At 71.6% G+C, this 26,093-nt stretch carries 25 protein-coding genes and 2 pseudogenes; 5 read left to right on the top strand and 22 right to left on the bottom strand.

The window, feature by feature from the left end:
- The first annotated feature begins 122 nt into the window (after positions 1 to 122).
- Positions 123 to 848 (top strand): hypothetical protein, encoded by a 726-nt coding sequence (locus tag MKK63_RS29120; RefSeq protein ID WP_244007691.1) that lies wholly within the window; start codon positions 123 to 125, stop codon positions 846 to 848.
- 288 nt (positions 849 to 1,136) lie between these two features.
- On the opposite strand, the gene MKK63_RS29115 is transcribed toward MKK63_RS29120, so the two are convergent.
- The 6 genes from MKK63_RS29115 to MKK63_RS29090 form a co-directional block, all read right to left on the bottom strand.
- Positions 1,137 to 1,502, bottom strand: coding sequence for a c-type cytochrome (locus MKK63_RS29115; protein WP_244007689.1), 366 nt, complete (start codon positions 1,500 to 1,502; stop codon positions 1,137 to 1,139).
- 290 nt (positions 1,503 to 1,792) lie between these two features.
- Entirely contained in the window at positions 1,793 to 2,200 is a 408-nt protein-coding gene (locus MKK63_RS29110; RefSeq protein WP_244007687.1) for a hypothetical protein, read from the bottom strand.
- A gap of 103 nt (positions 2,201 to 2,303) precedes the next feature.
- Complete coding sequence (locus MKK63_RS29105) at positions 2,304 to 2,636, bottom strand: 3TM-type holin (RefSeq protein WP_244007685.1); 333 nt, start codon at positions 2,634 to 2,636, stop codon at positions 2,304 to 2,306.
- A gap of 2 nt (positions 2,637 to 2,638) precedes the next feature.
- Positions 2,639 to 3,292, bottom strand: coding sequence for a glycoside hydrolase family 19 protein (locus MKK63_RS29100; protein WP_244007683.1), 654 nt, complete (start codon positions 3,290 to 3,292; stop codon positions 2,639 to 2,641).
- 130 nt (positions 3,293 to 3,422) lie between these two features.
- A complete protein-coding gene (locus tag MKK63_RS29095; RefSeq protein ID WP_244007681.1) occupies positions 3,423 to 4,880 on the bottom strand; it encodes a DUF2793 domain-containing protein in 1,458 nt (485 codons plus the stop codon).
- 15 nt (positions 4,881 to 4,895) lie between these two features.
- A complete protein-coding gene (locus tag MKK63_RS29090; protein ID WP_244007679.1) occupies positions 4,896 to 8,792 on the bottom strand; it encodes a glycoside hydrolase/phage tail family protein in 3,897 nt (1,298 codons plus the stop codon).
- A gap of 14 nt (positions 8,793 to 8,806) precedes the next feature.
- Between MKK63_RS29090 and MKK63_RS32310 the strand changes: the two are divergent.
- Positions 8,807 to 8,872: pseudogene (locus MKK63_RS32310) on the top strand (hypothetical protein); the annotation flags it as partial.
- A 2-nt stretch (positions 8,873 to 8,874) separates the two neighbouring features.
- Here MKK63_RS32310 and MKK63_RS29085 read toward each other — a convergent pair.
- From MKK63_RS29085 to MKK63_RS29040, 10 genes and pseudogenes are all read right to left on the bottom strand, one after another.
- Positions 8,875 to 9,417, bottom strand: coding sequence for an NlpC/P60 family protein (locus tag MKK63_RS29085; protein ID WP_244007677.1), 543 nt, complete (start codon positions 9,415 to 9,417; stop codon positions 8,875 to 8,877).
- Positions 9,414 to 10,289 (bottom strand): DUF2163 domain-containing protein, encoded by an 876-nt coding sequence (locus MKK63_RS29080; protein WP_244007675.1) that lies wholly within the window; start codon positions 10,287 to 10,289, stop codon positions 9,414 to 9,416. Before MKK63_RS29080 ends, MKK63_RS29085 begins: the two co-directional genes overlap by 4 nt.
- A gap of 10 nt (positions 10,290 to 10,299) precedes the next feature.
- A complete protein-coding gene (locus tag MKK63_RS29075; protein ID WP_244007674.1) occupies positions 10,300 to 10,941 on the bottom strand; it encodes a DUF2460 domain-containing protein in 642 nt (213 codons plus the stop codon).
- A 54-nt stretch (positions 10,942 to 10,995) separates the two neighbouring features.
- Complete coding sequence (locus MKK63_RS29070; protein ID WP_244007672.1) at positions 10,996 to 11,568, bottom strand: phage tail tape measure protein; 573 nt, start codon at positions 11,566 to 11,568, stop codon at positions 10,996 to 10,998.
- A 14-nt stretch (positions 11,569 to 11,582) separates the two neighbouring features.
- Positions 11,583 to 12,011: a phage tail assembly chaperone gene (locus tag MKK63_RS31835; RefSeq protein WP_267428000.1), complete on the bottom strand. Its 429-nt coding sequence runs from the start codon at positions 12,009 to 12,011 to the stop codon at positions 11,583 to 11,585.
- Between the two features lie 63 nt (positions 12,012 to 12,074).
- Positions 12,075 to 12,401 (bottom strand): annotated as a pseudogene (locus MKK63_RS29060) (gene transfer agent family protein); the annotation flags it as partial.
- A 16-nt stretch (positions 12,402 to 12,417) separates the two neighbouring features.
- Positions 12,418 to 12,828: a phage major tail protein, TP901-1 family gene (locus MKK63_RS29055; protein WP_244007670.1), complete on the bottom strand. Its 411-nt coding sequence runs from the start codon at positions 12,826 to 12,828 to the stop codon at positions 12,418 to 12,420.
- A 234-nt stretch (positions 12,829 to 13,062) separates the two neighbouring features.
- Entirely contained in the window at positions 13,063 to 13,479 is a 417-nt protein-coding gene (locus tag MKK63_RS29050) for a DUF3168 domain-containing protein (protein WP_244007668.1), read from the bottom strand.
- A complete protein-coding gene (locus MKK63_RS29045) occupies positions 13,476 to 13,829 on the bottom strand; it encodes a head-tail adaptor protein (protein ID WP_244007666.1) in 354 nt (117 codons plus the stop codon). Before MKK63_RS29045 ends, MKK63_RS29050 begins: the two co-directional genes overlap by 4 nt.
- Before the next feature lie 23 nt (positions 13,830 to 13,852).
- A complete protein-coding gene (locus tag MKK63_RS29040) occupies positions 13,853 to 14,413 on the bottom strand; it encodes a hypothetical protein (protein WP_244007664.1) in 561 nt (186 codons plus the stop codon).
- 27 nt (positions 14,414 to 14,440) lie between these two features.
- Between MKK63_RS29040 and MKK63_RS29035 the strand changes: the two genes are divergently transcribed.
- A complete protein-coding gene (locus MKK63_RS29035; RefSeq protein ID WP_244007840.1) occupies positions 14,441 to 15,178 on the top strand; it encodes a S1 family peptidase in 738 nt (245 codons plus the stop codon).
- A 911-nt stretch (positions 15,179 to 16,089) separates the two neighbouring features.
- On the opposite strand, the gene MKK63_RS29030 is transcribed toward MKK63_RS29035, so the two are convergent.
- Complete coding sequence (locus MKK63_RS29030; protein ID WP_244007662.1) at positions 16,090 to 16,317, bottom strand: hypothetical protein; 228 nt, start codon at positions 16,315 to 16,317, stop codon at positions 16,090 to 16,092.
- Positions 16,318 to 16,825: 508 nt separating this feature from the next.
- Here MKK63_RS29030 and MKK63_RS29025 point away from each other — a divergent pair.
- Positions 16,826 to 17,734, top strand: coding sequence for a S1 family peptidase (locus MKK63_RS29025; protein WP_244007660.1), 909 nt, complete (start codon positions 16,826 to 16,828; stop codon positions 17,732 to 17,734).
- Positions 17,735 to 17,909: 175 nt separating this feature from the next.
- The gene (dps, locus tag MKK63_RS29020; RefSeq protein WP_244007658.1) at positions 17,910 to 18,455 is read left to right on the top strand and encodes a DNA starvation/stationary phase protection protein Dps; all 546 of its coding nucleotides are present in this window, start codon (positions 17,910 to 17,912) and stop codon (positions 18,453 to 18,455) included.
- 248 nt (positions 18,456 to 18,703) lie between these two features.
- Here the strand turns inward: dps and MKK63_RS29015 are convergent, their stop codons facing one another.
- The 5 genes from MKK63_RS29015 to MKK63_RS28995 all read right to left on the bottom strand — a co-directional run bounded on the left by MKK63_RS29015 (position 18,704) and on the right by MKK63_RS28995 (position 26,092).
- A complete protein-coding gene (locus MKK63_RS29015; protein ID WP_244007656.1) occupies positions 18,704 to 19,993 on the bottom strand; it encodes a phage major capsid protein in 1,290 nt (429 codons plus the stop codon).
- A gap of 26 nt (positions 19,994 to 20,019) precedes the next feature.
- Positions 20,020 to 20,520, bottom strand: coding sequence for an HK97 family phage prohead protease (locus MKK63_RS29010; protein ID WP_244007653.1), 501 nt, complete (start codon positions 20,518 to 20,520; stop codon positions 20,020 to 20,022).
- Positions 20,521 to 20,760: 240 nt separating this feature from the next.
- A complete protein-coding gene (locus MKK63_RS29005; RefSeq protein WP_244007651.1) occupies positions 20,761 to 21,948 on the bottom strand; it encodes a phage portal protein in 1,188 nt (395 codons plus the stop codon).
- A gap of 810 nt (positions 21,949 to 22,758) precedes the next feature.
- Positions 22,759 to 24,453: a single-stranded-DNA-specific exonuclease RecJ gene (recJ, locus tag MKK63_RS29000; protein WP_279574935.1), complete on the bottom strand. Its 1,695-nt coding sequence runs from the start codon at positions 24,451 to 24,453 to the stop codon at positions 22,759 to 22,761.
- Positions 24,454 to 24,694: 241 nt separating this feature from the next.
- Positions 24,695 to 26,092, bottom strand: a complete 1,398-nt coding sequence (locus tag MKK63_RS28995) for an NAD(P)(+) transhydrogenase (Re/Si-specific) subunit beta (RefSeq protein ID WP_244007647.1) — start codon at positions 26,090 to 26,092, stop codon at positions 24,695 to 24,697.
- Between the last annotated feature and the right edge of the window lies 1 nt (position 26,093).

Below are 26,093 nucleotides of genomic sequence, written 5' to 3'. Positions count from 1 at the left end.
AGCTCTGTGCCAACAGGTCCCGAGGCAGCATTCCTCGTTCCGGACAGCTTCACAATGCCTCTGTTGGCTATTGAACTGAGCCAGGGCATTGAACCCAGCGCGATGTGAGCGATTGTATTGTCATGGAGGATGCCATGACAGCAATCCGAACCGTGATCGTCGCTTCCTTGGTCAGTACCCTGCCGATCGGCGCGGCATTGGCGCAGACGGATCAAACGAGTACTGGCGGCGGCGCATTGTCGGCAGAAAAAGTAGCCAACACGACCGCAGTTGGACAGACCAAGCCACCGAGCCGTGATGCCAGCCCGACATCGGTCACGCCGATCGAGCGCCCGACGCCGAGACAGGTTTCAGACGACGCGATCGCCACCAAGATCTGCGTCGGGTGCGCCACCGAGCCCGCGCCGCCAGATCCGCTGTCCCTGAGGATCCGTCCGTCCGTCACGCCGGAAGGACGCGATCGTCCGGTCGACGAGCGCGGCGGCCAGCGCGATGCGGGCCTGCCCGCAGCAGCGCCGCAGCAGCAATCGGATCTCGATACCGTCGCCCTGGCGTCTGCGCATCGCGAGCGTGCGAACTCTGTCCAGGAGAAGACCGCCGGCCTCTGGCAATCCTGGTTGGTTTCCGTCTGCGACGGCTGCGGCGACCAGAAGCCCACCAGGGCCCTCTCGGTGGGGGATTGGCCGAGCCGTAATGGGCCCGCCACCACCGGATCGATCGCCAACAAGACAGCGTCGGTTGCCGCGCGCCCCGATGCCAAAGCCGCAGCACCGCACCCGCACGCCAGTCTCGAAGCGGATCTCTCGCCGGAAAATATCGGCTCGATCAGGCGTATGCCGCAGCGGTGACGGGGGCGATCCGCGTCAGGGCACCAGTCCGAATAGCCCACGCGTTCCGTCGCCTCACGTTTCGACGCGACGGAGCGGGCCAAGCCGCGGGGGTCTAGCGTCCCGGAACAGAGGACGAAGCCGGGGGGTTGCTCGTTCAGTTCATGGAGTCGAACATGCTGACTGGTAGCCTGCTATGGCTTTTGGGAGTTCCGATTCCGGTCCTCCTTTTGATCTGGTTTTTCTTCCTGCGGGGCCGATAGCGTAACGCGCCGAGCCGTGACGTGATACGGCTCGGCGGCTTCACCGTCAGGACTGCGTCTTGAGGTAGGCGATCACGTCATTGATCTTCTTGTCGTCCGTGTAACCCTGGAAGATCATCTTGTTGCCCGGCACCTTGGTCTTCGGGTTCTTCAACCACTCGTGCAGGTTGGTCTCATCCCAGGCGATGCCTGAGTTCTTCAGAGCCGCCGAGTAGTTGTAACCTTCGTAGGTGCCCGCCTTGCGGCCGACGACGCCCTTCAGATCGGGACCTACACCGTTCTTCTGGAAATTGTGGCACGCCTTGCAGGGGGCGAACGCCTTCTCGCCCGCGGCCGCATCACCGGCCTCCTGAGCCTGCGCCGCGATCGGAAGCAAGGCAGCGATGACGACGCCAAAAACAACTGAACGCACAGAACGCCTCCCGAAATTCAGCTTCCTATGCCGAGCGATTCCAAAGCTTGGCACAGTGGGGGGTTAGACGTTGGCGCATCCGACTTAATCCAACTCACGACGGCACGGGGGGGGGCCGGTGCCGGAGCGCGAACAAAAACCCCCGCGCGGCGTCGGTCGGCGGGGCTGAGATGGTTGCGTTCACGGAGACTAGGCGCCCCGGCGACCGCCTTAAGCCGTAGCCGGACCCCTGATGGGCGGCACCGGAGGCCCGGAGCCTCCCGCGCGATACGCGCCCGCACCAAATCCGTTCAGTGCCCCGTCAGTCCGACCTTCGCCAGGACGACCCCCCCGAACGCCAGCAGCGCCGCCGAGGCCAGTCCCCAGCCGATCCGGTACAGCGTCCGCACCTGACCGTTCACCTCGGCCAGCCCCCGAGCGGCCTCAAGCTTCGCCCCGTCCACCGCCTTGTCGATCCGGCGCTCGATCTCGTCGCGCGCCACGAAGGCCTCGATGTCCCGCCGGTAGGCCACGCCCTCCAGCTTCCCGTCCATCCGGTCGAGCTTGCCCCCGAGCACGTCCATCTGACGACCGGTCGCCTCGACGCGCTCGATCAGGCGCCCGATCCATTCGGGCAGCGTGTCCACCATGGCCCCGCTCCTCCGCGCGCCGCCCCCCGACCGCGGAGCCCGCACCCGCGGCACAGTCTCGTCCGTCATCGGTGCGCTCCCGCGGCTTTCGAGATTCACCCCTTCGGCCCGACCATCTGCGGCACGATCTTGTCGACCGAGCGGGCCAGCATGTAGGCGCCGATCCCCACGGTCAGCAGCGACCACAGCTCCGCCGGCACGCCTTGAGCGCGGTCACCACCTCGACCTGCAGCCCGAGCATCGGCGCGACCACGCCGACCCAGGTGATCATCGCCAGGGCCCACAGCACGGTGATCGGCCGGGCGTTGCGGGCGAGCGGGCTCTCGGAGCCGGCATCGGCCTTCATCACCTCGGCCATGGCGCGACTGAGGTCGCCCTGCTGGTCGATCAGCGCCTTCTGCAGGTCGAGCTGCACCTGCAGCCGCTGGCCCTCGTCGGGCAGCACCCTGGCCAGGATCGGGCCGACGGCCCCGAGCAAGGTCGGAAGGAGAGCGAGGAACCCCATGGTCAGGCGCCTTTCTGCATGTTGTGGCGGACAGCCTCGCGCAGGCGCAGCCACCAGGCGGTCGGATGCGGGCTCGGCGCGGCGGCCGGAAGCGCGGCTTCCAGGGCGGCGAGGAAGCTCCGGTGATAGCCGGCGATCCGCGCGCCATTCTTCGCCCCGTCGCCGTTGACGATGGCGCGCGCGCCCACCGGATCGTCGGTCTGCTCCCCGAAGTAGCGGGCGAGCGTGTGGCCGGGCCGGAACAGGCCGTCGCGGGCGCCCAGAACCAGGATCGCCGCGCTCGTCGCCGGCACGAGCGCCAGGTCCGGATCGCCCACGAGGTCGAGCCCGAGCAGCCGGCCGAAGGTCCGGTAGTTGGCAAGCCACGTGAGCTGGCTCGCGCCGCGGCCGTAATAGACCCGGCCGTCGACCGGCGCGCCGTAGGCGCGGCCGCGGCCGAGCCCCACCTCGCGGATCGACAGGTCGAGCCGGCACTCGTGCCACGCGGTCGCCAGCGTGTAGGCGAGGTGGCGCGGGTCCGCCGGCCAGCCCAGCCGCTCCCAGGCGTCGAAGAGCGCGCAGAGCCCGTCGACCTCGGCCTGCGCGAGGTGCGGCCCGCACGGGCCGGCGGCGCGGATTTGGGCGAAGAAGGTCGCCCGCACGAGCGGTGCAGTCATGGTGTCCTCACGATGGAAAGAGCGGCCGCGCAAGGTCGTCGGGGATGGCCGTGCGCCGGCTGGGTGGGAGCCGCGGGGCCTCAGAAGGGCGCGTTGTCGCCGGCCGGTATCGCCGCGCCGGCCGACCGGCTCACAGCTCTGCGCTGGCGGTCCAGGCGACCGGGCAGTAGTCGCCGGCGGTTCCGGCCGCCCCGAACCAGAACCGCAGATCCTCCGGGCTGGTCGCACCGAACACGATCGACCCGGTGTAGCTGCCGCTGCCGTCGTTGGCGGCGACCACGGTCGGAACGGTCCGCATCCCGGCGATGCGCAGGGGCACGACGCCGCCGCCGAATGCCCCGGAGGCGTTCGCCCGGAAGAGGATGAGGGTTCCGGTCTGATAGTAGCGCTGACAGCGGCGCATCTCGTCGTCCCGGCGCTCGAACGCGGTGGCCGTCCTGCCCGGTTCGAGCTGGGCGAGGCTCACGGTGCCCGCCGTGAACTCGACCACGGCGTTGGATCCAGCCGTCAGGGTGGTGGACGTGCCGGCGCCGGCATAGGCGGGCAGGCTGGAGGCGCCGGAGGGATAGACGCGCCCGGCCGCCGTACCGCGCCAGGACAGGGCGTAGGGACCGCCGTCCGGCAGGGAGAGGCCGCCCTCGATCACCTGCACGAGCGATCCGGCGGTGATCGTCACGGTCACGTCGCCGTTGCCGGAAGCGGCGAACGACAGGGTGACGCCGTTCGCCCCCGCCTTCCACCGGTCCACGATGTAGGCATCCGCCGCGTAGGCGAGCTGCGAGCCCGACGCGTTGCGCTGGTTGACCGCGAAACTGCCGTTGATGAGGCGGTTGCGGAAGGCGAGGCCCCGGGCGGCGACGAAGGCCGTGGTGGCAAGCTGGGTGGAGGCATCGCCGGTGGCGGGCGTCGGCGCCGTCGGGCTCGCCGGGAAGGCGACGACGCCCGTGGCCGCCGAGGCGGTGAGCGCCGTGGTGAAGGCCGCGCCGTCCGGGGAGGTCTTGAGGACGAGGTCGTCGCCCCCGAGGGTGCCGAACAGCGCCCGCGCCGAGTAGCCGGTCTGGAAGACGAAGCCGGCATCACGCGCCGCCGCCTTCTTGTTGACAGTGACCCGCATGTCGCCGGAGCCCGGGGTGACGTCGTCCCAGCTCAGGAGCGCCGCGTCCGCCTTCACGGCGAGGCGGTTGGCGCTGTCCGCCTCCGTGTTGATCCCGAGGCGGCTCACGCTCTGGACTGCCGTGAGCGTGCGGCGGACGCTCGTCCAGGCGGTGCCGTCGAAGACGTAGAGGTCGGCCTCGTCCACTACGAAGGCGAGCCAGCCGGCCCGCGGGATTGCGCCGGCCCAGACGCCGTCGGCGTAGCGCACCACCTGGCCCGCAAGTCCGGCCCAGGCGCCCCCGGGGTTCGACGTCACCACGAGGTAGCGGTCGCCCTCGGCGGGGCCCGGCGGCGGTGCCGAGAGATCCTTGTCGAGGCAGGCCAGCTGGATCACGGCGTCGAGGAGGCCGAGCGCCTCGTTGTGGGTGACATGCTTCTGCGCTTGGCTCGCCGCGATCAGCGGCAGGCCGAGATGGGGCGTCACGTCGGACATGGGGGCTCCCGGAGGTCAGGCCGAACGGATGGGGATGCGGGCCCGGCAAGCGGGGCCGGAACCGGCGACGGCACCGATCTGCACGACGGCCATGTCGAGGTTCCGCTGCGGGCCGCCGAAATCGGCCGTCTCATCGGCGTAGAGGAGTTGCTGGGCGTCGGTCCGGAGCGTGCGCAGGGCCGCGCCGCTGTCCGCGAACAGCGTCACCGCGTAGGCCTCCGGATCGTCCAGGGGGATCTCGGCGGGCTCCCAGGCATCGCCGTCGCGGCGCCCCCGCCGGATCCACGAGAGCAGCACGCCCTGCGGCGTGCGGCGCGCCTGCGGATGGACCGGCCGCAGCGGATGCAGGGCGCCGAGCCCGGCGGTCGCGGTCAGCTCCGTGAAGGCCGGGTCGCCCGGATCGCGCCCCGCGGGCCCGATCCGATAGCGGAACGCGCGGCCGACCGCGTCGAGCCGGTCGACCAGCGGCACCACCGCGCCGTCGTCGAGGCGCACGATCAGGCTGCCGGCGGGCGCGGTCCGGCCGGCGGCGTCCTCGCTGCCCGCGATCCCGCGCAGGAGCCCCGAGAGCCGGTAGGTGTCGGCCCCGGTCAGCACGGCCTGCGCCGCGCCGAGCAGTTCCACGGCGCCGTCCGGGCCGATCAGCGCGAACAGGTTGCCGCCGGCCAGCATCGCGTGCTCGCCGATCGATGCGAGCGCCCCGCCCCGCCGCAGGGTGACGTCGAGGTGCCGGTGCCGGTCGATCCGCCAGAGCGGTCCGGCGGGCAGCGCCGACAGGGTCCGGCCCAGGCAGGCGGGATAATCGACGCGCCCCTGGAGCGCGAGCGGCCCCGCCCCCTCGGCCCGCCAGATCGCGGCCGCCCCGGGCCAGGGCTCGGCCGCCACCGCGAGGTATTGCAGAATCGTGGGGCTGCCGCGGTCCACCGGCAGGTCGAGGATCAGAGCCAGCGGCGGCCCCGGGAAGGCCGGGGCCGCCACCCCGGTCAGCGCCATGCTGCGCGGCAGGCCCCGCCCCGGCCCGGCCCGGGGCGGGACGCCGCTCGCCTCGACCCGGCGGCCCGTGGGGGCGTCGTCGATCCGGTCGATCTTGCGCAGCACCGTACCGCCGGGCACGTCCGCCGGGACCGCAAGGAGGTCGCCGGGCTCCAGTTCGACCCGGCGCGGGCTCAGCGTGAAGACCGCGCTGTCGCGGGCCGCGATGATCCGGTCGAGCATGGCCTCGGCGAGGCCGTCGCCGGTCTCGCGCCGGGTGACGATCGCGGCCTCGATCCGGGTCTCGTGCCGCCGCTCGCCCACGGGCCGCACCGCCGCCGCCGTGGCGCGGCGGTAATCCGGGCTCTCGGATTCGGTGAGGCCGAGCGCGACCGAGCGCGGCAGGGCACTCTCCTCAGCCCGCACCTGACGGAGCACGGGCTTCTCCGCGGAGAGCCGGACGAGGTCGGCCTCATCCAGCACCACCGGCCGGTCCCGGCGCGGCCCACGCAGGTGCAACCGGCCCGCCACCGCCGAGACGTCGAGCCCGTAGACCTGGGCCAGGGTCTCCAGGGCGCCCCGCGCCGAGAGCGGCCGGTCGAGCACGTAGCCGTCGAGATAGGCCGCGGCCTCCACGGAGACCGGGGCGTCGAAGCCGAAATCGGCCAGGATCCTCAGGACCAGCAGGTCGAGGTCGCAGCCCTCGATCCGCCCGGTGATCCAGTGGCCGACCCGCCAGTTGCCGATATCGGCCCAGACCCCGCGTACGGTCGGGAAGGCCGGATAGGGCCGCGCATCCCAGGCCCAGATGAAGATTCCGGCCGGATCGACCATCCGCCCGCCATAGACCGGCGAGACCGGGTTGTCGGCCTCCCGGAAGCCCGGCACACCCGGATCGAACCGGGCGATCGCCGCCTCAAGGCCGCGGAGCTGGATCAGCTCGTCCCGGAGCGCCCGGGATTCCGGCGGGTAGGCGTTCTCGACCGATTTCGGATCGGGGAAGACGTTGGGCCCGTTCGTGCCCTTGTCGACCGCCGGCACGCCGAGTTCGGTGAGCCAGATCGGCTTTCCCATCGGCACCCACGCCGTCGTCCGGGTCTCGACACCGCCGTCGCGCTCGACATGCGGGTTCGACCACCACGCCACGAGGTCCTTGACCCGGTAGATCCAGGGCTTGCCGATGGCGCCGTCGGTGATCGGGACGCGGTCCTGGGCGGCGCGGGCGGCCCCGTCAGGGTAGTACCAGTCGAAGGCTTCACCGGAGGCGCCGCGCTCCTTGAGGTAGGCGCGGTCGTAGATGTCGCCCGCAGCGGCGAGGTCGGCGTGGTCCGGCATGTCGCGCCAGTCGGAGACCGGAGCGTACCAGTCGATCCCGACCGCCGCGATGTTCGGGTCGGCGAACAGGTCGTCGAGGGGGAAGCGGATCGTGGCACCCCCGTCGAGGACATGGGCGCCGTACTCGGTCCAGTCCGCGCCGTAGACCAGGGCGACGCCGGGGCCGAGGCGCTCGCGCACGGCCGCCGCGATCGCCCGGAAGGCCTGCACGGCCGGGTAGCCGGACGCACCCCGCACCCGGGTCAGTCCGACATACTCGCTGCCGATCACGAAGCCCGCGATCGGCACGCCGGCTTGGGCCCACCGGGCCGCAAGGTCGGCGTAGTGCAGGATCTCCGCGTCGTAGCCGTTGGCGAAGAAGGCCGCGACCTGCGCGTCGGCCCCGGACGTCCCGTCCGGACTCCCCGGGAGGCCGGGCGCCGGATCGCAGGTGATGCGCCCCCGCCAGGGAAAGGGCGGCTGCGTCGCGCCAGGCTGGCGCGGATCGGGCAGCCCGTTGCCGGGTGGCACGTCCATCATCACGAAGGGATAGAGCAGCACCTCCAACCCGCGGCGGACCAGCTCGGCGACCAGCCGGGTCAGGCCGTCGTCGCTCGGGGTCCCGCCATAGGCCGGATTGCCGTCCGGCAGGATCGAGACCACCTCGGCATCCGCGCGGGTGATCCCGGCGACGCGCCAATCGGCCGGCAGGGCCTGCTTATGCCGGGCCTCGACCTTCGGCACCACCCGGCAGGATCCGGCGCGCATATCGGTGCCGAACCACGTCGCCACCACGGCGACCCGCCGCAGGTTGGGGCACAGGGCCTGGAGCGCGTCCAGGGAGGCAAGGACGTCGGTGGCGCGCTGGAGCTGGTGCCGGTTGGCGGCCTCGGTCCGGCCGAGGCCGAGATCCACGGTGACGGGGTCCGGGTCGAGGCCGAACTCGCTGGCGCCGGGGATCATCTCGACGGCGCGGATCCGGCCATAGAGCCCGTTGATGGGGCGGATCACCTCGAAGGCGAATTGCGGGATGCGGTTGCCGAAATCGGCGAGCGGCAGACCCTCGAACACCACGTAGGCGAGGCCGCGATAGGCGGGCGTGGTCTCCGCCCCCTCCTTGGCGACGATCAGCGGGTCGGGCTCCTGGTCCGGCCGGCCGGTGTAGACCCGGATGGTGAGGCCGTCCTGATCGATCTCCCGGCCGTCCGCCCAGATCCGGCGGATGCAGGCGATCTCCCCCTCGCACAGCCCGACCGCGAGGTTGGCGAAGTAGGTGTAGCGCGTGGTGACGGTCTTCTGCCCGCTCATGCCCTTGGCGGGCGTGGCGGCGCGCTGCACCGTGGTGTTGGCGACTTCGAGCGGGCGCGTCGCCCAGATCAGGCTCCCGCCGATCCGGGCGCGTCCATAGACCCGCGGGATCGGATCGCCCTCCGTGGAGGTGAGCCCGGAAACATCGGCGAGCCGCGGCCCGGCGACGAAGCGGGTACGCGGCCCGGAGCCGGACAACGCGCCGTCGAGCCCGGCGCCCGCGACGGCGCCCAGGGTGCGCCCGACGACGGCGCCGATCGGGCCGCCGAGGGCCGTGCCCACCGCCGCCCCGGCCGAGGACAGGATCAGCGTGGCCATGGCAGGGCTCCCTGGTGAAACGTCGGGCGGGTCTGGGCCGGGACAGCCTCTACGAGGCCCTGACGCCCGGCGAGACGCTTCGCTACGAGACCGTCCGCAAGGTCATGGATGTCTTGGGCGTCGAGCTGACCGTGGCGGCCGGATCGTCCTGAACTGGGTCTGACCCGCCCTCCGGAAACCGGAACAGCCCGGTCATGTGCCGCCGCCACCATCCGGTGAGCGCCACCTCGGTGACGACCGCGCCGTCATGGGCGTGGATCATGGCGCCGTCACCGGTGGCGATGGCGCAGTGGCGGGCCGGCAGGTGGCGGCGGAAGGCGAAGAGCAACACGTCGCCAGCCCGCGGCGCAGCCTCCGCCAGCGGCCCCGGCACCGGCACGAGGTGGCGCAGGGCCGCCTCGGTCAGCGGGTCGGTGCCGGGGGCCGCCGATTCCGCCCAGGTGCCCGAATAGGGCGGCACCGCCTCGGGCTCGGCGCCGTAGAGCCCGCGCCAGACCCCGCGCAGCAGCCCGAGACAGTCGCAGCCGATTCCGCGCAACGAGGCCTGATGCCGGTAGGGCGTGCCGAGCCACAGCCGCGCCTCGCCCAAAGCGGCCGCGCCGATCTCCCGTCGCATCGCGCTCATCGGTACAGGCTCCCGCCGTCGAGGATGGGGTCCGAGCCCGGCACCGCACGCATCACCGTGTCGTTGCCGGGCATGTGCGGAAAGCCCTGGAAGTTGACCGCGTTGGCGAAGCGGTCCCGGCAGGTGGCGAGGCGCTTGTCGCAGCCTGCGGTCAGCGTGAAGGTATCGTCGGCGGCGACCGGCCGGGGCGGCACGGTCCAGAGCTCGATCAGGCCGCCGAGCTGCAAGCGCACATCCGCGGCGAGCCCGGCATTGGCGCCCCCGGTCCAGGCGAGACGGCCGCCGGTGAACAGGCCATCCGCAAAATCCCCCGCCAGGGTCGCCGCGAGCGTGGCGGGCTCCGGCATGCCGATGACGCGGCCGGCGATCCGCCACGCCGCGAGGTCGACCTGGCAGCGCCCGTCCCCGAGATCGGCCCCGCAGGTGGCGCGATAGGTCCGGCCACGCTCCGCATCCAACCGGTGCGCGAGGCCGCGCAGCTCCGCCACGAAGGCATCGCCCTCCCGGCGCACCTCGCCGATCGTGGCGAGGTCGAGGAGCAGGCGGGTCCCGGTGTCGGCCCAGTCGACCAGCCAGGTCTCGACGGAGGCGCCGTCGTAGAGGCCGCCGGCGATGTCGGCCTCGGTCAGGCCGAGGCTGCTGAGCGCCCCGGCCACGTCACCCCCCGAGACCGCGAAACCGGATACCGCGCTGGCCTCGGCGGCGTCGAGTCCGGTTCGGGCAAGGTGGACGAGGCCCGCGACGGTCAGGTCGCGGTCGTGGTCGGTGAAACCGAGGGCGAGGCCGTCCCGCCGCCGCAAGGACCAGCAGCGGCACAGGGTGGTCACGCCCCCCGCGAGATGGGTCGCGAAGGCCTTCGGAATGTCGCGCATGGATCCTCCTTCAGGGCACGATCTCGACGAGCGGCACCCGTGGGATCTCCCCGGCCGTGAAGGCCGCGAGGTCGATGGTGAGTTCGTCGGTGTCGAAGCGGACCGGCACATCGAAGGTGAAGCCCGCGGTGACGGCGGCGCCGGACGCCGGGACATGGCCGGGCGTGAAGGTGACGTGGCCGGTCGCCGGGTCGCACGCGAAGTCCTCGGGCCCGACCTCCTGGCCGGAGACCGCGACCCGGACGCTTCCGGCCACCGGCTTGGCGATCCGGCGGCGATAGGGCGCGAAGCCGGTCCCGTAGCTCTTCACCAGCGAGAAGCGCGCGGTGGTGCCGTCGCCGGTGCCGAGCGGCTGGTCGAGGGGCCCGATCGCCCGGCCCGGCGGTCCGGAGCGGCCATCGACCCGGTCGCGGAAGCGGAAGCCGTAGAGGCGGCCCCGCCGCTCCTCGAAGAAGGCCAGGACCGCGTGGAGCGCGTCGAGCCCGCGCAGCCCGAAGCCGGCATCGTAGCGGCGTCGGGAATCGGCCCAGCGGCCGTTCCGGTGCTCCCGTCCGGACGCCAGGGTGACGATCTCGGTCAGCCGCTGCGGGCCGCCGCTCGCGCGCAGCGACACGTCGAGGGGAAACAGCACCTCGTGGAAATCGTCGGCCATGGCGGTCCCGAGGGTTGGCGCTGGAGGGTTGGCGCTGGACGGTTCTTCGGCTTCTCACGTCGCCCGCTGGCCGCGCGCCACCGCTCGGGCGAGGCTTGCGGTCACCTGCGCCTCGGACCGGCGGAACGCCGCCGGGTCGGGCGTGGCGATGTTGACCGTCACGGAGACCGGCCGCGCCGAGGCCCCGCCCCCCGCGACGCCCAGGCGCCCGTCCGCGCCGCGAGCCAGCGGCAGGATCGCCTCCGGCCCGGCCTCGCCCATGAGGCCGGTCCCGCCCGCCATAGGGAAATAGGTCGGCGCCGCCACCACCCCGCCGGCCGCGAAGGGCTGCACCCGCCCTCCGCGGAACACGCCGCCCCGGGCGAAGCCGGGCTCGGAGCCCGCACCCAGCACGGAATTGATGAGGCCGGTGACCCCGGACTGGATCGCGCCCCCCGCCGCCCGGGTCGCCGCGCCGGCGAGCCGCGTGCCGATCCTCCCGAGCACGCCGTCGAGGCTCCGGCCGGAGGCGGCGCCCCGGGTCAGCGCCGTGTCGAGGCTGCGGCCGAAATTCTGGGCCAGTCGGTCGAGGGTTTGGAGCCGCTCGGCCCGTGCGGAATCCTGCATGTCGGCTTGGGTGTCGGCCATCTTTCAGCCCCGTCTCAGGTCCGGTCGGGATAGGCGGCGAGGAGATCCTCGAAGGCCGCCCGGCTCAGCGCCTCCGACCGGGCGCGCCGGCCGAGGGCTGCGGCGAACTCCCGTGGGGTCGCCGACCAGAAGTCGCCGGGGCGCCAGCCCAGCACGCCGAGGCCGAGGGACATGGCGTCGTCCCACGGGAAGGCATTCGGCAGGCGGGTCGGGACCGGGGCATCCGGCTCCGATCCTGGAGCGCTCTCCGCCGAAGGGAGGGGCGTCTCTCCCGAATAAGGCGCGGGTCCCCTCTCCCGTGCGGGAGAGGGACAGGGTGAGGGATACGCGGATTCCGATGGAGGCGCGCACGCGACGCGCGTCGACGGAGCGATCAAGTCTGCGGGTTCTCGTCCCTCACCCGGGCCGTCTCCCGCACGGGAGAGGGAGTCCGTCGCGTCCACCAGGCGCGCCGGCGCGCCACTGTCGTGTACCGTGTCTCGAGGTGATCGGGCGGCCTCCTGAGGCGGGTTTGCCGGCCCCGGCGCCTCCCCGAACGCGGCGGCGAGCACCGCCCCGAGGGCCGTCGTGACGTCATCGAGCCCGCCGGCCAGCGGCAGCCCCGCCACCGCCGCGTCGTCGAGGTCATGGCCGCCGCCCCGCAGGGCGACGCCCAGCAGGGCGATCAGGTCGCGGGCCGAGAGCCGGCCGGCCGTGAAGCGCGCGGCGAGGCCCGTGAGATCGCCGGCCCCGAGCAGATCCTCCAGCTCGGCCAGCGCCCCGAGGGTGAGGCAGAGGGTGTAGCGCCGTCCGCCGAGGTCGAGCGGCACCGCGCCGCGGATCCGGTTCGCCATGGGACTCCCCTCGGGCTCAGGCCGCCGCGAAGGCGAGCGCGCCCGCCGAATCGAGGCTCATGTCGAAGGTCACCTCGCCGGCGTGGTCGCCGCGGTATTCCAGGCTCGCGATCTGGAACGGGCCCTCCAGGATCCCGAAGGCCGGCACCACGATCTGGAAGGTCTCGATGACCCCTTCGAAGAAGATCAGGCGCAGCCGCGCGTCCGAGGCTTGGTCGCGGAACACGCCCGACCCGGCGATCGCGGCCCGGCGCACCCCGGCCCCGGCGAGCAATTCGCGCCAGCGCCCGGCGGAATCGGCGTTGGTGACGTCCACGGTCTCGGCGTTCAGGGTGATCTGGCGGCTGCGCAGGCCCGCCACCGCCACGAAGCCCCCCGCGCCGTCGCCGGCCCGGATCAGCAGGTCCCTGCCCTTCTGCGCGCCCATCGGATTCCTCCTGTCTCGATAAGGTCGATGTGCGGGCCGCCCCGCCGGTCCCACGAGCGCCCTGTCCCGGGCGCATGCAGCGAAAGCGGAATGCGACCCGGGATCCGGCGCGAGACGGCGCGAAGCGCCCGCAATGCGGCGCTGCGCGACGATTTCCGTGCTGGCTCCCGGATCAGGTTCCGCGCTCGCTCCACCTGTCCGGGAAAGGAGCGCGACGCTTGCACGGGACCTCTCTCACTCGGTCTCGGTGAGGGCCTCGACGGTGAGGCTCGCCCGCGCCTCGCCGGTCCGGGTGTCGCGGTGGACCTTGATGGCGCGCACCCGCAGGGTCACGAGCCGGCAGCCGGCGAGCGGCATCGCCGTGTCGGCGAGCAGCGCCGCCATGCGCTCGGCGGCGTCGAGCGCGGTGCGTACCGAGCCCGGCCGGGCGATCACCGCGATCTCATGGGTGTGGCGGTGGCGCTCGGCCCCGTCGACGGAATCGTCCTGGATCTCGGAATCGCCGAACAGGGCGTAGACCGGGAGCACGCCCCGGGGCGGCTCGTCGTAGAGCCGGACACGGCCGCCCAGCAGCGCCGCGAGGGCCGCATCCGGGGTGAAGCGCGCGATCAGGCCGGCGCGCAAGGCCAGGAGCGGGCTCAGATCGGTCACGACAGGTTCTCCCGCGGCAGTTCCTCGACGTGGCAGATGCAGTCGCGGCCCCGCCCGTCGGGCTCGGTCACGGCGCGGATCGCGAAGCGGCGGGGGCCGGCGGCGAGCCGCATGGTCGGATCGAGGTCGGCCCGGCCCCGCAGGGTGATGCGGTAGGCGGACAGCGTGTCGGTCCGGCCGCCCTCGGGCCGGTCGACCACTCCGGCGGGCGCCAGGGCGCCCCACAGGACCGGGCCGGCCACGTAGCGGCGCAGCACGCCGCCGAACCCGTCCGGCGACTCCAGCGGGCGTTCCAGCACGAAGCGCCGCCGCCGGGTGCCGAGCGGCGGGTGACGGGGCATGCTCGCCATCGGGCGGTCTCCGGTGCCGGCCATCACAGGCGCATCCGGCGGAAGGGCGCGGCGAGGTCGGCGGCGTCGGTGCGGATGCCGTCCGCCTCGTCGCCCCGGTGCTCGTAGCGGGCGGCGGCCAGACGCAGGATCGCGAGCCGCAGGGGCGCCGGCAGGGGCGGCCCGTCGCCGCCGAACCCGGCCGCGACCTCGATCAGGACCGTGCGCCCGGCGGGGTCCGGCACCGCCGGATCGATCAGCAGGCACGGCGCCTCGATCGGGTCGGGCCCGGGGCGCACCAGCCCTTCGGCGAGGTCGGTCACTTCCTCCGGCCCCGCGAGTCCGGCGCGGAGGACGGACACCAGCGGGCTCAGCGGCAGCGGCACCTGCCCGTCCGGCGGCCAGGCGGCGAGCGCGATCCGGTAGCGGCCCGGCACCAGGATCCGGCGCGTCTCGATCTCCAGGCTGGCGCGCACCGCCACGATCAGGGCCTGGAGCAGCGCGTCCTCGTCGCCTGCGTCGTCGGAGTCGAAGCGCAGGTAGGCGCGCAGCTCCGCGACGCTCACCGGCTCGACGGCGGCGGCATCGATGCGTAACGGGATCATGGTGCGTCCCTCTTGAGCGGTGGTCCGATGCTGGTCTCGAAGTGCCGCCCGGCGGCCATCGCCGTCCTCGCGGTCGCCCTGTCGCTGGCGGGCGGCCCGGTGCGCGCCATCGTGGGCGGGTCCGAGACGGCGCCCGGCGGGGCCGTGATGGTCCTGTCCGCGAAGGGCGGCGTCTGCACGGGCGTGGTGCTCGCTCCCGACACGGTGCTTACCGCCGGCCATTGCCTCGCCGACGCCGTGCAGCACCGGGTGCATTTCCGCGACGAGTCCGGGGCGCCGGTGCTGGTCGAGGTGGCGGCGCGGGCGGTGCATCCGGGCTACGACGCGGGCGCCGCGAAGGCCCGGCGGCGGTCCATCGACCTCGCACTCCTGCGCACCGCGACGCCGCTGCCGGCGCGCTTCGCACCGGTGACCTTGAGCACCGCGCCGCCACGGGCGGGTGAAGACCTGACCCTCGGCGGCTACGGCGCCGCCAGGCCCGGGGATCCGCGCTCCACCGGCACCTACCGCAGCCTGAATCTACCGGTGATCGAGCCCTACGGGCCGAGCCGCATCCTGGTCTGGCTGAAGGGCAGCGCCGGCGGGGCCTGCCAGGGCGATTCCGGCGGTCCGATCATCGGGCCGGACGGCGCCGTGCGAGCGCTCGCCGCCTGGATCGGAGGCACCTGCGGCGGCCTCACCCAGGGCGTCCTGGTCGGGCCGCAACGCGGCTGGATTGATCAGGTGCTCAGCGGATGGGGCCTGCGCGCCCGCTGGACCGAGTAGTACGCCGCTGGGGACGGCCCGCCCCCTGCGCAGTCTGCATCGCCCACGGACCCGCAGGACCGAATACGGATCGGTTACTGAACCGAACGCGTTAACACCTGACTCCGTCTCGCGACAGGTCTCGGGAATAACGGGTCGGCGCGATGCCGAGGTCTTTTGTCGACCGGGCGGCCATCCCAAGCGGGATTCGCTCCCGGGCACGACAAGGGCGGTTGCGCACGCGAGGACGAGCCAGCCCCGGGGTATCCGCGACGCATGTTGAACCACCGACAACGCCTGGGCTGGGGCCTGACGCTCTCGATGACGGCGATTATCCTCTGGGCCGCGGCCTCCTATCTGCGCGGCACTGTGATCTGGTGGCTCTGAGCCGTCTCCGGGCCGCGCCCGGCTGCGCAGCGAGCCCCGCGCGGCCGTGACGCCGACGTGGCCGAATGCGGCGTCGGAGCCCTCCTCCGCGCGCTTGCGGATTCACACATCGGTTTCGGACATACCGGTTCAGGGCCGAGCGCAGGTCCCCTCTCGCCTGCGTGCTACGATGCACACCCATCGCCGGCCGCGACGCGCGCTCCTCCCCTTGTGGGGAAGAGTTGGAGGTGGGGGTGGTGCAGAAGGCACCGTCACGCTCGAACCTGAACCACCCCCACCGCTGATCCCTCCCCGCACGGGAGAAGGAGCCAGTCGCGCTCCGTCACGAACGTCAATGCTCAACCCAAATCTATGAATGTTGCAGCCCCCGCGCGGGCTACGATGTTCTCAGATCTCCGGTGGATACCGGCATGGGCGGCAAAGCGCGACGTGCCTGCCGGCGTGAGTTCGTCGCGGTCCAGCACGTGACGATCGGGAACGGCCCAAGGCTGTGCTCCGATGCGCGCTCGCAGGTCGAACCCACACCCCCTTCGGCAAAGAGCACTCTAATCACGGCGCCTGTGCTTGAGATAAGCACCAAGCATGAAGCCACCCTGCAGAGCGGACATGTAGGCAAGCAGGATCAAAATATCTGCAAACTGGAAACTCGAATTCAGAAGAATGCGGATAATATCAGCGACAAGGAATACTAAACAGGCAATAATGACGAAGCCAACCCGGAAGTACCACCCCATTACCGCGCCAGCCAAGGCAACCACCAGCAAGCCGATCATTGTTTCGGATCCCCAGGACCACTGCTGCAATCAGATCGCTCATGGCTGAGACGTCCTGATATTCTTCCCGGGAGACCCGTGTGGCAGATACTCGACGTGCATGCGGCGTGCCGTGCCCTTCGGTCAAACATGGCACCAGCCCTTACCGAGGCGGGTTGCGCGTGTCCTCGTTCATAGCACGGTAGGGCTACCGTATCGTTTCGCAAGCGGATGGCATTTGCCAAAAACCGCTCCTTCTGTCCGGGAAATCGGCGGATCGCCTTCTCTCCATGCGCCAACCGAGACCCGGGGCGGGGCTCGCGCCAGTCGCAGACACATCATGTGACGCGAGCCCGTCGGCACGCCGCCCCGCGCGAAACCGCTGAAAAACCTCGGCGAGGCAGGCCTGGATGGATCGGATCCGCAGGGAACATCAGCTTGGCCAGGACATTCCCTTGCACTAGGCTCCGCCTCGTCGCCCGCCTGTCTGGGGCGTGCCACCCGCGCCGACCGCGCCCCGGAGTGCCCGATGTTCCCTCGCCCGATCCGCAAGACCGGCTTCCGCGGGCATCCTGCACGCGGGCGTTTCGGGGGCGGCCTGCTGGGTGCGGCGCTGTTCGGGGCGTTGGCCGGACTGCTCCCCGCACCCGCCTCCGCGGTGATCAACGGCGTGACCACCCGCGATCCGAACGGGGCGCGCAGCTTCGTCGTCCGCATCGAGAGCACGGAGGGCGAGATCTGCTCCGGCACGCTGATCGCCCCGGATCTCGTCCTCAGCGCCGCCCATTGCGTGATGCGTCCGGCGGGCTACACGGTGATCGGCGTCGACCGGGGCTTCCGCCAGCGCCGCACGTCGGTGATCGCCACGACGATGCATCCCGATTTCGTGCCCGGCACGACGCCGGAGGAGCAGCCCGGCGTCGATCTGGCGCTGCTCAAGCTCGAACGCCCCCTCGGCCCCGATTACGCCCCGCTCGATCCGCGCGGCGCCAGCTCGATCACCACCGGCGAGCCGGTCGACATCGCGGGCTTCGGCGTGGTCGCCGAGAACCGGCGCGGCTCGGCCCGCACCTTGCGGCTGGCGCATCTCGTCTCGATCGGCTCGCTGCAGGTCGCCAACCGGGTGACCGTGGTGACGGACCGCCGACGCATGGCCGAGACGGCGGGAGCCGGCGCGTGCCTGGGCGATTCCGGCGGCCCGATCCTTACCGGCGGACCGGGCGGCTACCGGATCGTCGGCGTGGTGAGCTGGTCGAGCGGGGCCCTGCAGCAGGGAACCCGCCGGACCGCCTGCGGCGGCTTCACCGCGGTGACCCCGGTGGCCGAGCATGCCGGGTGGATCTCGGCGCGCGCGGCCGAACTGTCACAGATGCAGGTGAGCGATGCGCTGCCGCGCGGCAACCGGCCCGTCTGGACGGCGCGCACCCGCCGCAACTAGCTGCCGATTAGCGGTCCGGAACAGGGACTTAGCGCAACTCTCGATCGCGCCGTGACGGCCAGGCGCGCCAAGTGCTGGCAGACACCCGGCGTTCCCTGGACCGGTCACGCCCGGGGAACCTGTGGCCGCATCGACACTTTCGCTTCCGAACCTTTCAACCACACGGAGCGCGATTATGGCCGACACCGGCACCAGCAACACCCCCCGGTCGCACAAGACCCGCAACAACACCGACTCGAACGCCAAGAAGGTCTCGGTCGAAGCCCTCAACGCCCGGCTGGCGGACGGTATCGACCTCGCGCTGGCGATCAAGCAGGCGCACTGGAACCTGAAGGGCCCGCAGTTCATCGGCGTGCACGAGATGCTCGACGGGTTCCGCACCGAGATCGACGAGTTCAACGACAGCGTCGCCGAGCGTGCGGTCCAGCTCGGCGCCACGGCCTTCGGCTCGACCCAGGTGGTCGCCGAGCGGACCAAGCTTCCGGCCTACCCGACCGGGATCTACGCGATCGCCGATCACATCGCCGCGCTGATCGACAGCTACGCCACCTACGCCAACGCGGTCCGCGAGAACATCGACGAGACCGACGAGGCCGGCGATCCCGACACGGCCGATCTCTTCACGGAGATTTCCCGGGCGGTCGACAAGCACCTCTGGTTCCTCGAGGCCCACGTGCAGGAGCCGACCGGCACCCTGCGCGACGGCAATTCGGGACGCTGAGGCGGTCGTCGGGCTGCGGGTCGCGTCCGTCGTGCGACGCGACCCATATGCAATCCACCTTCCCCCCTCTGCGAGCGACGATGTTCACCCATCTCCGTCTGGCAGTGGGGTCGATGGGAGAACGCGACGGGCTCCCTCTCCCGAGCGGGAGAGGGGACCTGCGCTCCATCCTGCGGCCGACTCGGCGCGCACGATGTGTGAAGCGGTAGCCTCTGCGGGGGAGGGATTCCTGTACTTATTCGAGCCGCTCAACCGAACTTCAGCAGCTTGATCGCATCGAAATCCTGTACCCCGCCGCCGACGCGCTTGGTGGTGTAGAACAGCACGTAGGGCTTGGCGGAATACGGGTCGCGCAGCACGCGCATCCCGGTGCGGTCCACCACCAGATAGCCCCGGCGGAAATCGCCGAAGGCGACCGACAGGCTGTCCTTGGCGAGATCGGGCATCGCCTCGGCCTCCGTCACCGGGAAACCGACCAGGGTCGCGGGCCGGCCGGCGGCGAGGGGCGGCTGCCAGAGGTAGTTGCCTTCGGAATCCTTGAACTTCCGGATCGCGCTCTGGGTGCGCCGGTTCATCACGAAGCCGGCATTCTGGCGATAGCCCGCCCTGAGGCCGTAGATCAGGTCGAACAGCACGTCCCCCGAGTTGCCCGACGGGAAGGCCCCGGCCGCGCCCGTGGCCACGAAACCGAGCTTGCCCGGCACCCAGGCCGAATTGGCGACCGTGTCGTAGTTCAAGAAACCCCGCGGGCGGCTCGCGCCGTTGCCGGTCACGAAGGCGGCGCCCTCCTGCTCGGCGAAGGCGGTCTCGATCTCGGCCGAGAGCCACGCGTCGAGATCGACCACGGCGTCGTCCAGCAGGGTCTGGGTGGCGGCCGGCATCGCGTAGAGTTCCATGGCGGGGAACGCGATCTCGGAGAGCATCGGCGCGTCGGTCTGCGGGCGCGGGGCGGTCTCGGCCGCCCAGCCGGTCACGGGGGCGCCGACCGAGACGGCGCGCTTGTACTGCGCCCCCGAGATCTGCTGCACGCTGGCGATGGCGCGGATCGGCGAGATCTCGCCGATGCGCGTCAGCACGGTGCGCTCGATCGTGCTGGGCACGAGGTAGCCGCCATCCGGGCCCGAGCCGGTCGAGAGGGCCTTGGATTCCAGGCGCTTGAGGCCCGCGCTCTCGCCGGCCCGGACGTAGAGGTCGAAGGCCGCCTTGTGCTCCTGCGCGCCGGCATCCTGCCGCGGTCCCGGCTGGCCGAGCGGCGGCCGGGCCTGCTCCAGGTGGATCCGGTCGAGCCGGGTGCGGGCGGTATCGAGGGCCGCGTCGATCCGGGCGAGCTTCTCCTCGGCGAGCCCGTCGGGCCCGAGGCGGCCCTCGATCCGGCCGATGCGGGTCTCGTTGGTCTCCTTGAAGGCCGCGAAGGCGGCCGACAGCTCGTCGAGGGCGGAGCGGACCGGGGCCGCCTCGGGCCGGACGGCCTTGTTCTCCAGATCGGGGAGCGCGGCCTTGATCTCGAAGGCGGGCGCGAGCGGGGTATCGGCGTGCATCGGGAACCTCTGGGTGGGGGGTGAAGTCAGGGCCGCAGGGGGGATGCCGATGCGGGCTTCGGGGCGATCCGGCGGGCCAGGCCGCGGATCTCCGTGGCCAGGGCATCCACAAGGGCATCCGCACCGGGACTCGCCCGGGCCTGCGGCTGGAGCGGGAAGGTCACCAGGGAGATCTCCCAGAGATCGACCCGGTGCAGCCGGCGCTCGCCGCCCGCGCCCCGCCGGGCCAGCAGCGTGCGAAAGCCGATCGACAGGCCGTCGAGGCCGCCGCCGCGCAGCAGCGCGTCGACCTCCCGGGCGCGCTGCACGGCAAGGTTGAGCTGCCCTTCCGCGAACAGGCCGTGGGCATCCTCGCGGAGGGACAGCCAGCGGCCGATCGGCTCGGCGGGATCGTGCTGGAACAGCAGCCGCACGCCGGCCGGCCCCTGGCGCGCGAGGCTCGCCGCGAAGGCGCCGGGCACGACCACGTCGCGGCCGAGATCGGGCACGCCGAAGACGCTGGCATAGCCGGTGAAATGGCCGTCCATGGAAGGTCCTCGGGTGTAGGTTCCGGGAGGGGCAGTCCGTTTTGCGACGCGCCCTCCCGCCCCCCTTTGAGGGCTTGCGGATTCGCGCATCGGGTCTGGCCATATCGGTTCAGGGTCGAGGGCGGGTCCCCTCTCCCGCACGGGAGCGGGGGCCTGTCGCGCTTGGCCGCAAGCGGCGATGTCGGCCTGAGATATGTGAACGTCGTAGCCTTTGCTGTGGAGAGAGAGGCGGGCGTATCGTCAGCCCGCCCCCGCTCCCGGCATGTCCGGCGGATAACCCACCGCCTCACGCTTCTCGGACACCGAAAGAAAATCCGCGGCCTGGACCCGGCGCCACAGGGATTCCCGCTCGGCCGCGAGCGCCTCGATCCGGTCGAGGTCGGGCTCCAGGTCCACCGGCCCGAAGGCGGGCTCAAGCCAGACCGCGAGGGCCTGCGCGGTGCGGCTCGCCAGCGGGATCAGGGTCTGGCGGTAGAGCGCCCGGTTGGCCTCGGCGTAGTTGGCGTGGGTGTTGTCCCCGGGCAGGCCGAGCAGCAGGGGCGGAACCCCGAACGCCAGGGCGATCTCCCGGGCCGCCGCGTTCTTCGCCTCCACGAAATCCATGTCCCGGGGCGACAAAGCGAGCGGCTTCCAGTCGAGCCCGCCCTCCAGCAGCAGCGGCCGGCCGGCATTGGCGGCGCCCTGGTAGTTCGCCTCCAGTTCCGCCTTCAGCCGGTCGAATTGCGGCTCGGACAGCGTCGCACCCGCGAAGACCAGCGCCCCGGAGGGCCGAGCGGCGTTGTCGAGGAGCGCCTTGTTCCAGGCGCTCGCCGCGTTGTGGATGTCGAGGGCGGCCGCCGCCGCCGTGATGGGCGCGAGGCCGCCGGTCTCGTCGTCCGGGTTGAACAGGCTGAGGGCCAGGATCGGGGCGATCTCGGCGCTGCCGGGCGCCGGCAGGTCGAACCGGCGGCTGCGCCCGCCCGCCGTGTAGACATAGGCCGCCGGCCAGCCATCGGGCCCCGGCAGCATCCGCATCCGGCCCGGCCGGAGGGCCTGGAGCGCCGCGACCCGGCCGTCGAGGGCGACCGCCTCCACATAAGCGGTCCCGGTCAGGAGCAGGTCGGCGTAGACGGTCTCCAGAAGATGCGTGCCGCTCTCCCGCGGGTTCGGCCGGGCGAGCAGCGCCAGCAGGTCGCCGCCCCGTTCGGCCCCGGGTCCGGTGGCGATCAGCGGCAGGCTCGCGGCGCTCTCGGCGACCAGCCGGACCGCCCGGTGGACCACGGGGTTGCGGGCATAGCCGGCTTGCGCGAGCGCCGCCGGATCGCGGGGCGTCCAAGAAGCCCGATTGTCGGCATAGAGCGCGAAGGCCGGGGAAGCCTTGGTGGCGGGGGCCATGTCGCGGGCATTGCGGCGGGTGACCCGCGCCAACCGTTCGAGAAGGTTTGCCATGCGGTCTGGTCCTGCGTTGAGGTCGGACGATGCACGGGCCGCGGCCCCGCGCGACCCGTCCATGCCCGGATCGGGTCCAGCGCCGCGCAGGAGGCCCGCGGGCCCGGATAATCCCGTGGATGGGGGAAAAAGCGGGGTCCAGGCTGCGCTCCGCCCGCAACAGTGGTGCGGACGCCACAGCGGGGCACACAAAATCGTGTATACAGGATGCAGTTCGTTCCTGAGACCACGAACCGCCTCTCGGCGCGCTTCCCATGGAGGCGCGCCGTATTGTTTTCCGGCCAGCCTAGGGCCGTGCCCGATCGCGTTGCAACCGCGCACCGCTCCAGGCTCTTGTTGCGACGCATGCCACGGTCCACGACAGTCGCACGCCGACGCGCCTGAGGGGTGCAACCTGCCCCCTCTCCCGCACGGGAGAGGGGCCCGGCGCGGGGAGAGGCGTTGACAGCATCCGTGCCGCCGGTCGTGGACGTACGCGCTCGCGCGGTACCGAACTTCCCTTCGGCTGAGCGCGAGCTTAGCAGATTTGCGTTGGCGAGCCACACGGAAGACGACAGTGCCAAACTCCTGGCCGAACAGGGAGTGGGTCCCCCCTCCCGTGGGGGGGAAGAAAAGGGTGAGGGATTAGAACTTTACGGAAGAGGCGCACCCTGTCAGCGCCTTGAACGTGCGCGCGATCCTGACGCTTCTCAACCCTCACCCCAACCCTCTCCCGTACGGGAGAGGGTGCATGTCGCGCTTGCCACCCGTGTTGGCAGACGCGTGTCGTGTACCGTGTACAACGCGCTCGGGCACGGCTCTAACGCCGGATCAATCGGCCGAAGCGAGATCGACGATCCGCAGCTGCGCCCGCTCGGCGCCGCGCCAGCGGTCGCACGAGAGGGTGCCGGCCACGTGCATCTCGCGGCCGATGCCGTTGAGCAGGGCGAGCCCGAGGGGGCGCTCGGCCGCCCGAAAGCAGATCGCCCCCACCACCTGACCGTCGCGGCTGCGCAGTCGGGCGCGGACGTGGTTTGATCCCACGACGCCCGCGTCCACCAGCCGGTGGCGGCCCAGCGCGAAGATCGGCTCCGGGGCGCCCTGGCCGAACGGCCCGGCCTTCTGGAGCAGCCGTACCGTTTCGGCTGTGGCCCCGCCAGCGCTGAGGCTCCCATCGATCAGCAGGGCATCGGCCGCGCGCGCTAGGGTAACGCTCGCGCCCAGGAGCGTTGCGAGGTGCGCCTCGAAGCGCTGGATGGCGTCGGCCCGGACGGTGACGCCGGCCGCCATCGCGTGCCCACCCCCCTTGGTGGCGATCCCGGCTTCCACGCAGGCCCGTACCGCGAGCCCGAGATCCGCCCCGGGGATCGAGCGGCCGGAGCCGGTGGCGCTGCCGTCCGGACGAAGCGCGAAGGCGAAGGCCGGGCGGTTGAAACGGTCCTTCAGCCGCGACGCGATCAGGCCGACGACACCCGGATGCCAAGCGGCGCTCGCGGCCACCAGCACGGCGCGTCCGGGATCGCGCGTCACGGCGTGGTCCATTTCGGCTTCGGCCTCCATGACGGCCTGCGCCTCGATGGCCTGACGCTCCCGGTTCAGATGATCGAGGTCGGCCGCGATGCGCGCGGCCTCCTCCGGATTGGCCGTGGTGAGCAGCCGGGCGCCGAGCCCCGAATCCCCGATCCGTCCGCCGGCATTGATGCGCGGCCCGAGCACGTAGCCGAGATGCCACGCCTCCGGCGGCTCGCTCAGCGAGGCGGCGTCGAGCAGCGCGGCGAGGCCGATCCGGCCACGATGGCGCATCACCGTCAAACCCTGGTTCACGAACGCCCGGTTCAAGCCGGTGAGCGGCACCACGTCGGCCACGGTCGCCAAAGCCACAAGGTCCAGGGAATCGGTCAAGGCCGGCTCGGGCCGGCTCGGCCCGAAAAACCCGTCGCGGCGCAGGGCGCGGTTGAGGGCAACCAAAGTCAGGAACACCACGCCGGCCGCGCAGAGATGGCCGAGACCCGACAGATCGTCGAGGCGGTTCGGGTTCACGACGGCGCGGGCCGGCGGCAGCACCTCGGCGGCGGCGTGATGATCGAGGACGATGACGTCGAGGCCCGACTTTTCCGCCTCTTCGAGGGGGGCGTGACCGCTCGTCCCGCAATCGACGCAAACCAGAAGGGTCGCCCCATCCGCCGCAAGCGCGGTGATCGCGCCGATGTTTGGACCGTACCCTTCGGTGATCCGATCGGGGATGTGGATCGGCGACCGGATGCCGAGGCCGCGCAGATAGCCGGCCAGCAGGGCGGCGCTCGCGGCGCCATCGACGTCGTAATCGCCGAACACCGCCACGGTCTCGCCGCGGCGCACGGCGCGGACGAGGCGACGGACGGCGGCATCCATATCGAGCAGCGTATCGGGGTCCGGCATCAGGTCGCGCAGGCGCGGGGCAAGATGGCGGGACGCGTCGTCCGGTCCCACGCCACGGCCAGCGAGGACGCGGGCCAGCAACTCCGGCAGCCCATGGGCCTGCACCATCTTGGCGATCTGGTTCTGGACCGCCGTGCTGGCGCACCGCTCCTGCCAGCGACGGCCGGTCACGGAGGCAGAAACACCCAGGAAGGCTGGCGGATCGGTGATGAGCGCTGCGGATGACACGGGCGGCAACCTACACCGGCCGCGCCGCAAAATCCCTGCTTCTGCCGCAACAGCGCCCTTGCGAACGAAAACGGGGCGCGCATCGCTGCACGCCCCGATAACCCTCGCCGGACCCGATGCGTCAGAAGGTCTTGAGGATCTGGTCGACCACCTTCTTGGCGTCCCCGAACAGCATCATGGTGTTGTCGCGGAAGAACACTTCGTTCTCGACGCCCGCATAGCCCGAGCCCATGCCACGCTTGATGAACAGCACGGTCTTGGCCCGCTCCACGTCGAGGATCGGCATGCCGTAGATCGGCGAGGCCTTGTCGGTCTTGGCCGCCGGGTTGGTGACGTCGTTGGCGCCGATCACGAAGGCGACGTCCGCCTGCGGGAACTCACCGTTGATGTCCTCCAGCTCGAACACCTCGTCGTAGGGCACGTTCGCCTCGGCGAGCAGGACGTTCATGTGGCCCGGCATGCGGCCCGCCACCGGGTGGATGGCGTACTTCACATCGACGCCCTCCTTCTTCAGCATGTCGGCCATCTCGCGCAGGCTATGCTGCGCCTGGGCGACCGCCATGCCGTAGCCCGGGACGATGATGACCCGCTCGGCGTTCTTCATGATGTAGGCCGCATCGTCGGCCGAGCCCTGCTTCACCGGCCGCGTCTCGACCTGACCAGGACCAGCCGCGGCGGTGTCGCCGCCGAAGCCGCCGAGGATGACCGAGATGAACGACCGGTTCATCGCGTGGCACATGATGTACGACAGGATCGCGCCCGAGGAGCCGACCAGCGAGCCGGTGATGATCAGCGCGAGATTGCCCAAGGTGAAGCCGATGCCGGCCGCCGCCCAACCCGAGTAGGAGTTGAGCATCGACACGACCACCGGCATGTCAGCGCCGCCGATCGGTATGATGATCAGGCCGCCCAGCACCAGCGAGGCGAGGATGATCAGCCAGAACAGGACCTTCGACTCGGTGCCGATGAACAGCGCGAGCATCAGCACGAGGCCGGCGGCCAGCAACGCGTTGATCAGGTGGCGCTGCGGCAGCATGATCGGCTTGCCCGACATCCGGCCGTCGAGCTTCGCGAAGGCGATCACCGAGCCCGTGAACGTGATGGCGCCGATGGCGACGCCCAGGCCCATCTCGAACAGCGACTGCTTGTGGTAGTGGCCGTTCTCGATGATGCCGAAGGCCTGCGGTGCGTAGAGGGCGCCGGCCGCCACGAACACCGCCGCGAGGCCGACCAGCGAGTGGAAGGCCGCCACGAGCTGCGGCATGGCGGTCATCGACACGCGCTTGGCGATCACCGCGCCGGCGCCACCGCCGATTCCGAGGCCGAGCAGCACCAGGATCCAGGCGCCGAACCCGGCCGGCGGATGGCCGACCAGGGTGGTGAGGATGGCGAGCCCCATGCCGACCATGCCGTACAGGTTGCCCTGCCGGGAGGTGGTGGGGTGCGAGAGCCCCCGCAGCGCCATGATGAACAGAACGCCGGAGACGATATAGAGAAGGGAGGAGATGTTCTCTGACACG

Origin of the sequence: Methylobacterium sp. J-088, assembly GCF_022829295.1 — a bacterium.
Lineage (GTDB): Bacteria > Pseudomonadota > Alphaproteobacteria > Rhizobiales > Beijerinckiaceae > Methylobacterium.
This window is presented reverse-complemented; position numbering and strand designations above follow the sequence as displayed.

Excerpts from the sequence above, each read along its gene's own strand:
- MKK63_RS29045 (WP_244007666.1), bottom strand. The coding sequence starts at position 13,829 with ATGGCGAGCATGCCCCGTCACCCGCCGCTCGGCACCCGGCGGCGGCGC.
- dps (WP_244007658.1), top strand. The coding sequence starts at position 17,910 with ATGGCCGACACCGGCACCAGCAACACCCCCCGGTCGCACAAGACCCGC.
- MKK63_RS29010 (WP_244007653.1), bottom strand. The coding sequence starts at position 20,520 with ATGGACGGCCATTTCACCGGCTATGCCAGCGTCTTCGGCGTGCCCGAT.
- MKK63_RS29055 (WP_244007670.1), bottom strand. The coding sequence starts at position 12,828 with ATGGGCGCGCAGAAGGGCAGGGACCTGCTGATCCGGGCCGGCGACGGC.
- MKK63_RS29015 (WP_244007656.1), bottom strand. The coding sequence starts at position 19,993 with ATGCACGCCGATACCCCGCTCGCGCCCGCCTTCGAGATCAAGGCCGCG.
- MKK63_RS29100 (WP_244007683.1), bottom strand. The coding sequence starts at position 3,292 with ATGACTGCACCGCTCGTGCGGGCGACCTTCTTCGCCCAAATCCGCGCC.
- recJ (WP_279574935.1), bottom strand. The coding sequence starts at position 24,453 with ATGGTGCAGGCCCATGGGCTGCCGGAGTTGCTGGCCCGCGTCCTCGCT.
- MKK63_RS29005 (WP_244007651.1), bottom strand. The coding sequence starts at position 21,948 with ATGGCAAACCTTCTCGAACGGTTGGCGCGGGTCACCCGCCGCAATGCC.
- MKK63_RS29105 (WP_244007685.1), bottom strand. The coding sequence starts at position 2,636 with ATGGGGTTCCTCGCTCTCCTTCCGACCTTGCTCGGGGCCGTCGGCCCG.
- MKK63_RS29025 (WP_244007660.1), top strand. The coding sequence starts at position 16,826 with ATGTTCCCTCGCCCGATCCGCAAGACCGGCTTCCGCGGGCATCCTGCA.
- MKK63_RS29080 (WP_244007675.1), bottom strand. The coding sequence starts at position 10,289 with ATGCGCGACATTCCGAAGGCCTTCGCGACCCATCTCGCGGGGGGCGTG.
- MKK63_RS29035 (WP_244007840.1), top strand. The coding sequence starts at position 14,441 with ATGCTGGTCTCGAAGTGCCGCCCGGCGGCCATCGCCGTCCTCGCGGTC.
- MKK63_RS29085 (WP_244007677.1), bottom strand. The coding sequence starts at position 9,417 with ATGAGCGCGATGCGACGGGAGATCGGCGCGGCCGCTTTGGGCGAGGCG.
- MKK63_RS29110 (WP_244007687.1), bottom strand. The coding sequence starts at position 2,200 with ATGACGGACGAGACTGTGCCGCGGGTGCGGGCTCCGCGGTCGGGGGGC.
- MKK63_RS29120 (WP_244007691.1), top strand. The coding sequence starts at position 123 with ATGGAGGATGCCATGACAGCAATCCGAACCGTGATCGTCGCTTCCTTG.
- MKK63_RS29030 (WP_244007662.1), bottom strand. The coding sequence starts at position 16,317 with ATGATCGGCTTGCTGGTGGTTGCCTTGGCTGGCGCGGTAATGGGGTGG.
- MKK63_RS29090 (WP_244007679.1), bottom strand. The coding sequence starts at position 8,792 with ATGGCCACGCTGATCCTGTCCTCGGCCGGGGCGGCGGTGGGCACGGCC.
- MKK63_RS29040 (WP_244007664.1), bottom strand. The coding sequence starts at position 14,413 with ATGATCCCGTTACGCATCGATGCCGCCGCCGTCGAGCCGGTGAGCGTC.
- MKK63_RS29070 (WP_244007672.1), bottom strand. The coding sequence starts at position 11,568 with ATGGCCGACACCCAAGCCGACATGCAGGATTCCGCACGGGCCGAGCGG.
- MKK63_RS29095 (WP_244007681.1), bottom strand. The coding sequence starts at position 4,880 with ATGTCCGACGTGACGCCCCATCTCGGCCTGCCGCTGATCGCGGCGAGC.
- MKK63_RS29075 (WP_244007674.1), bottom strand. The coding sequence starts at position 10,941 with ATGGCCGACGATTTCCACGAGGTGCTGTTTCCCCTCGACGTGTCGCTG.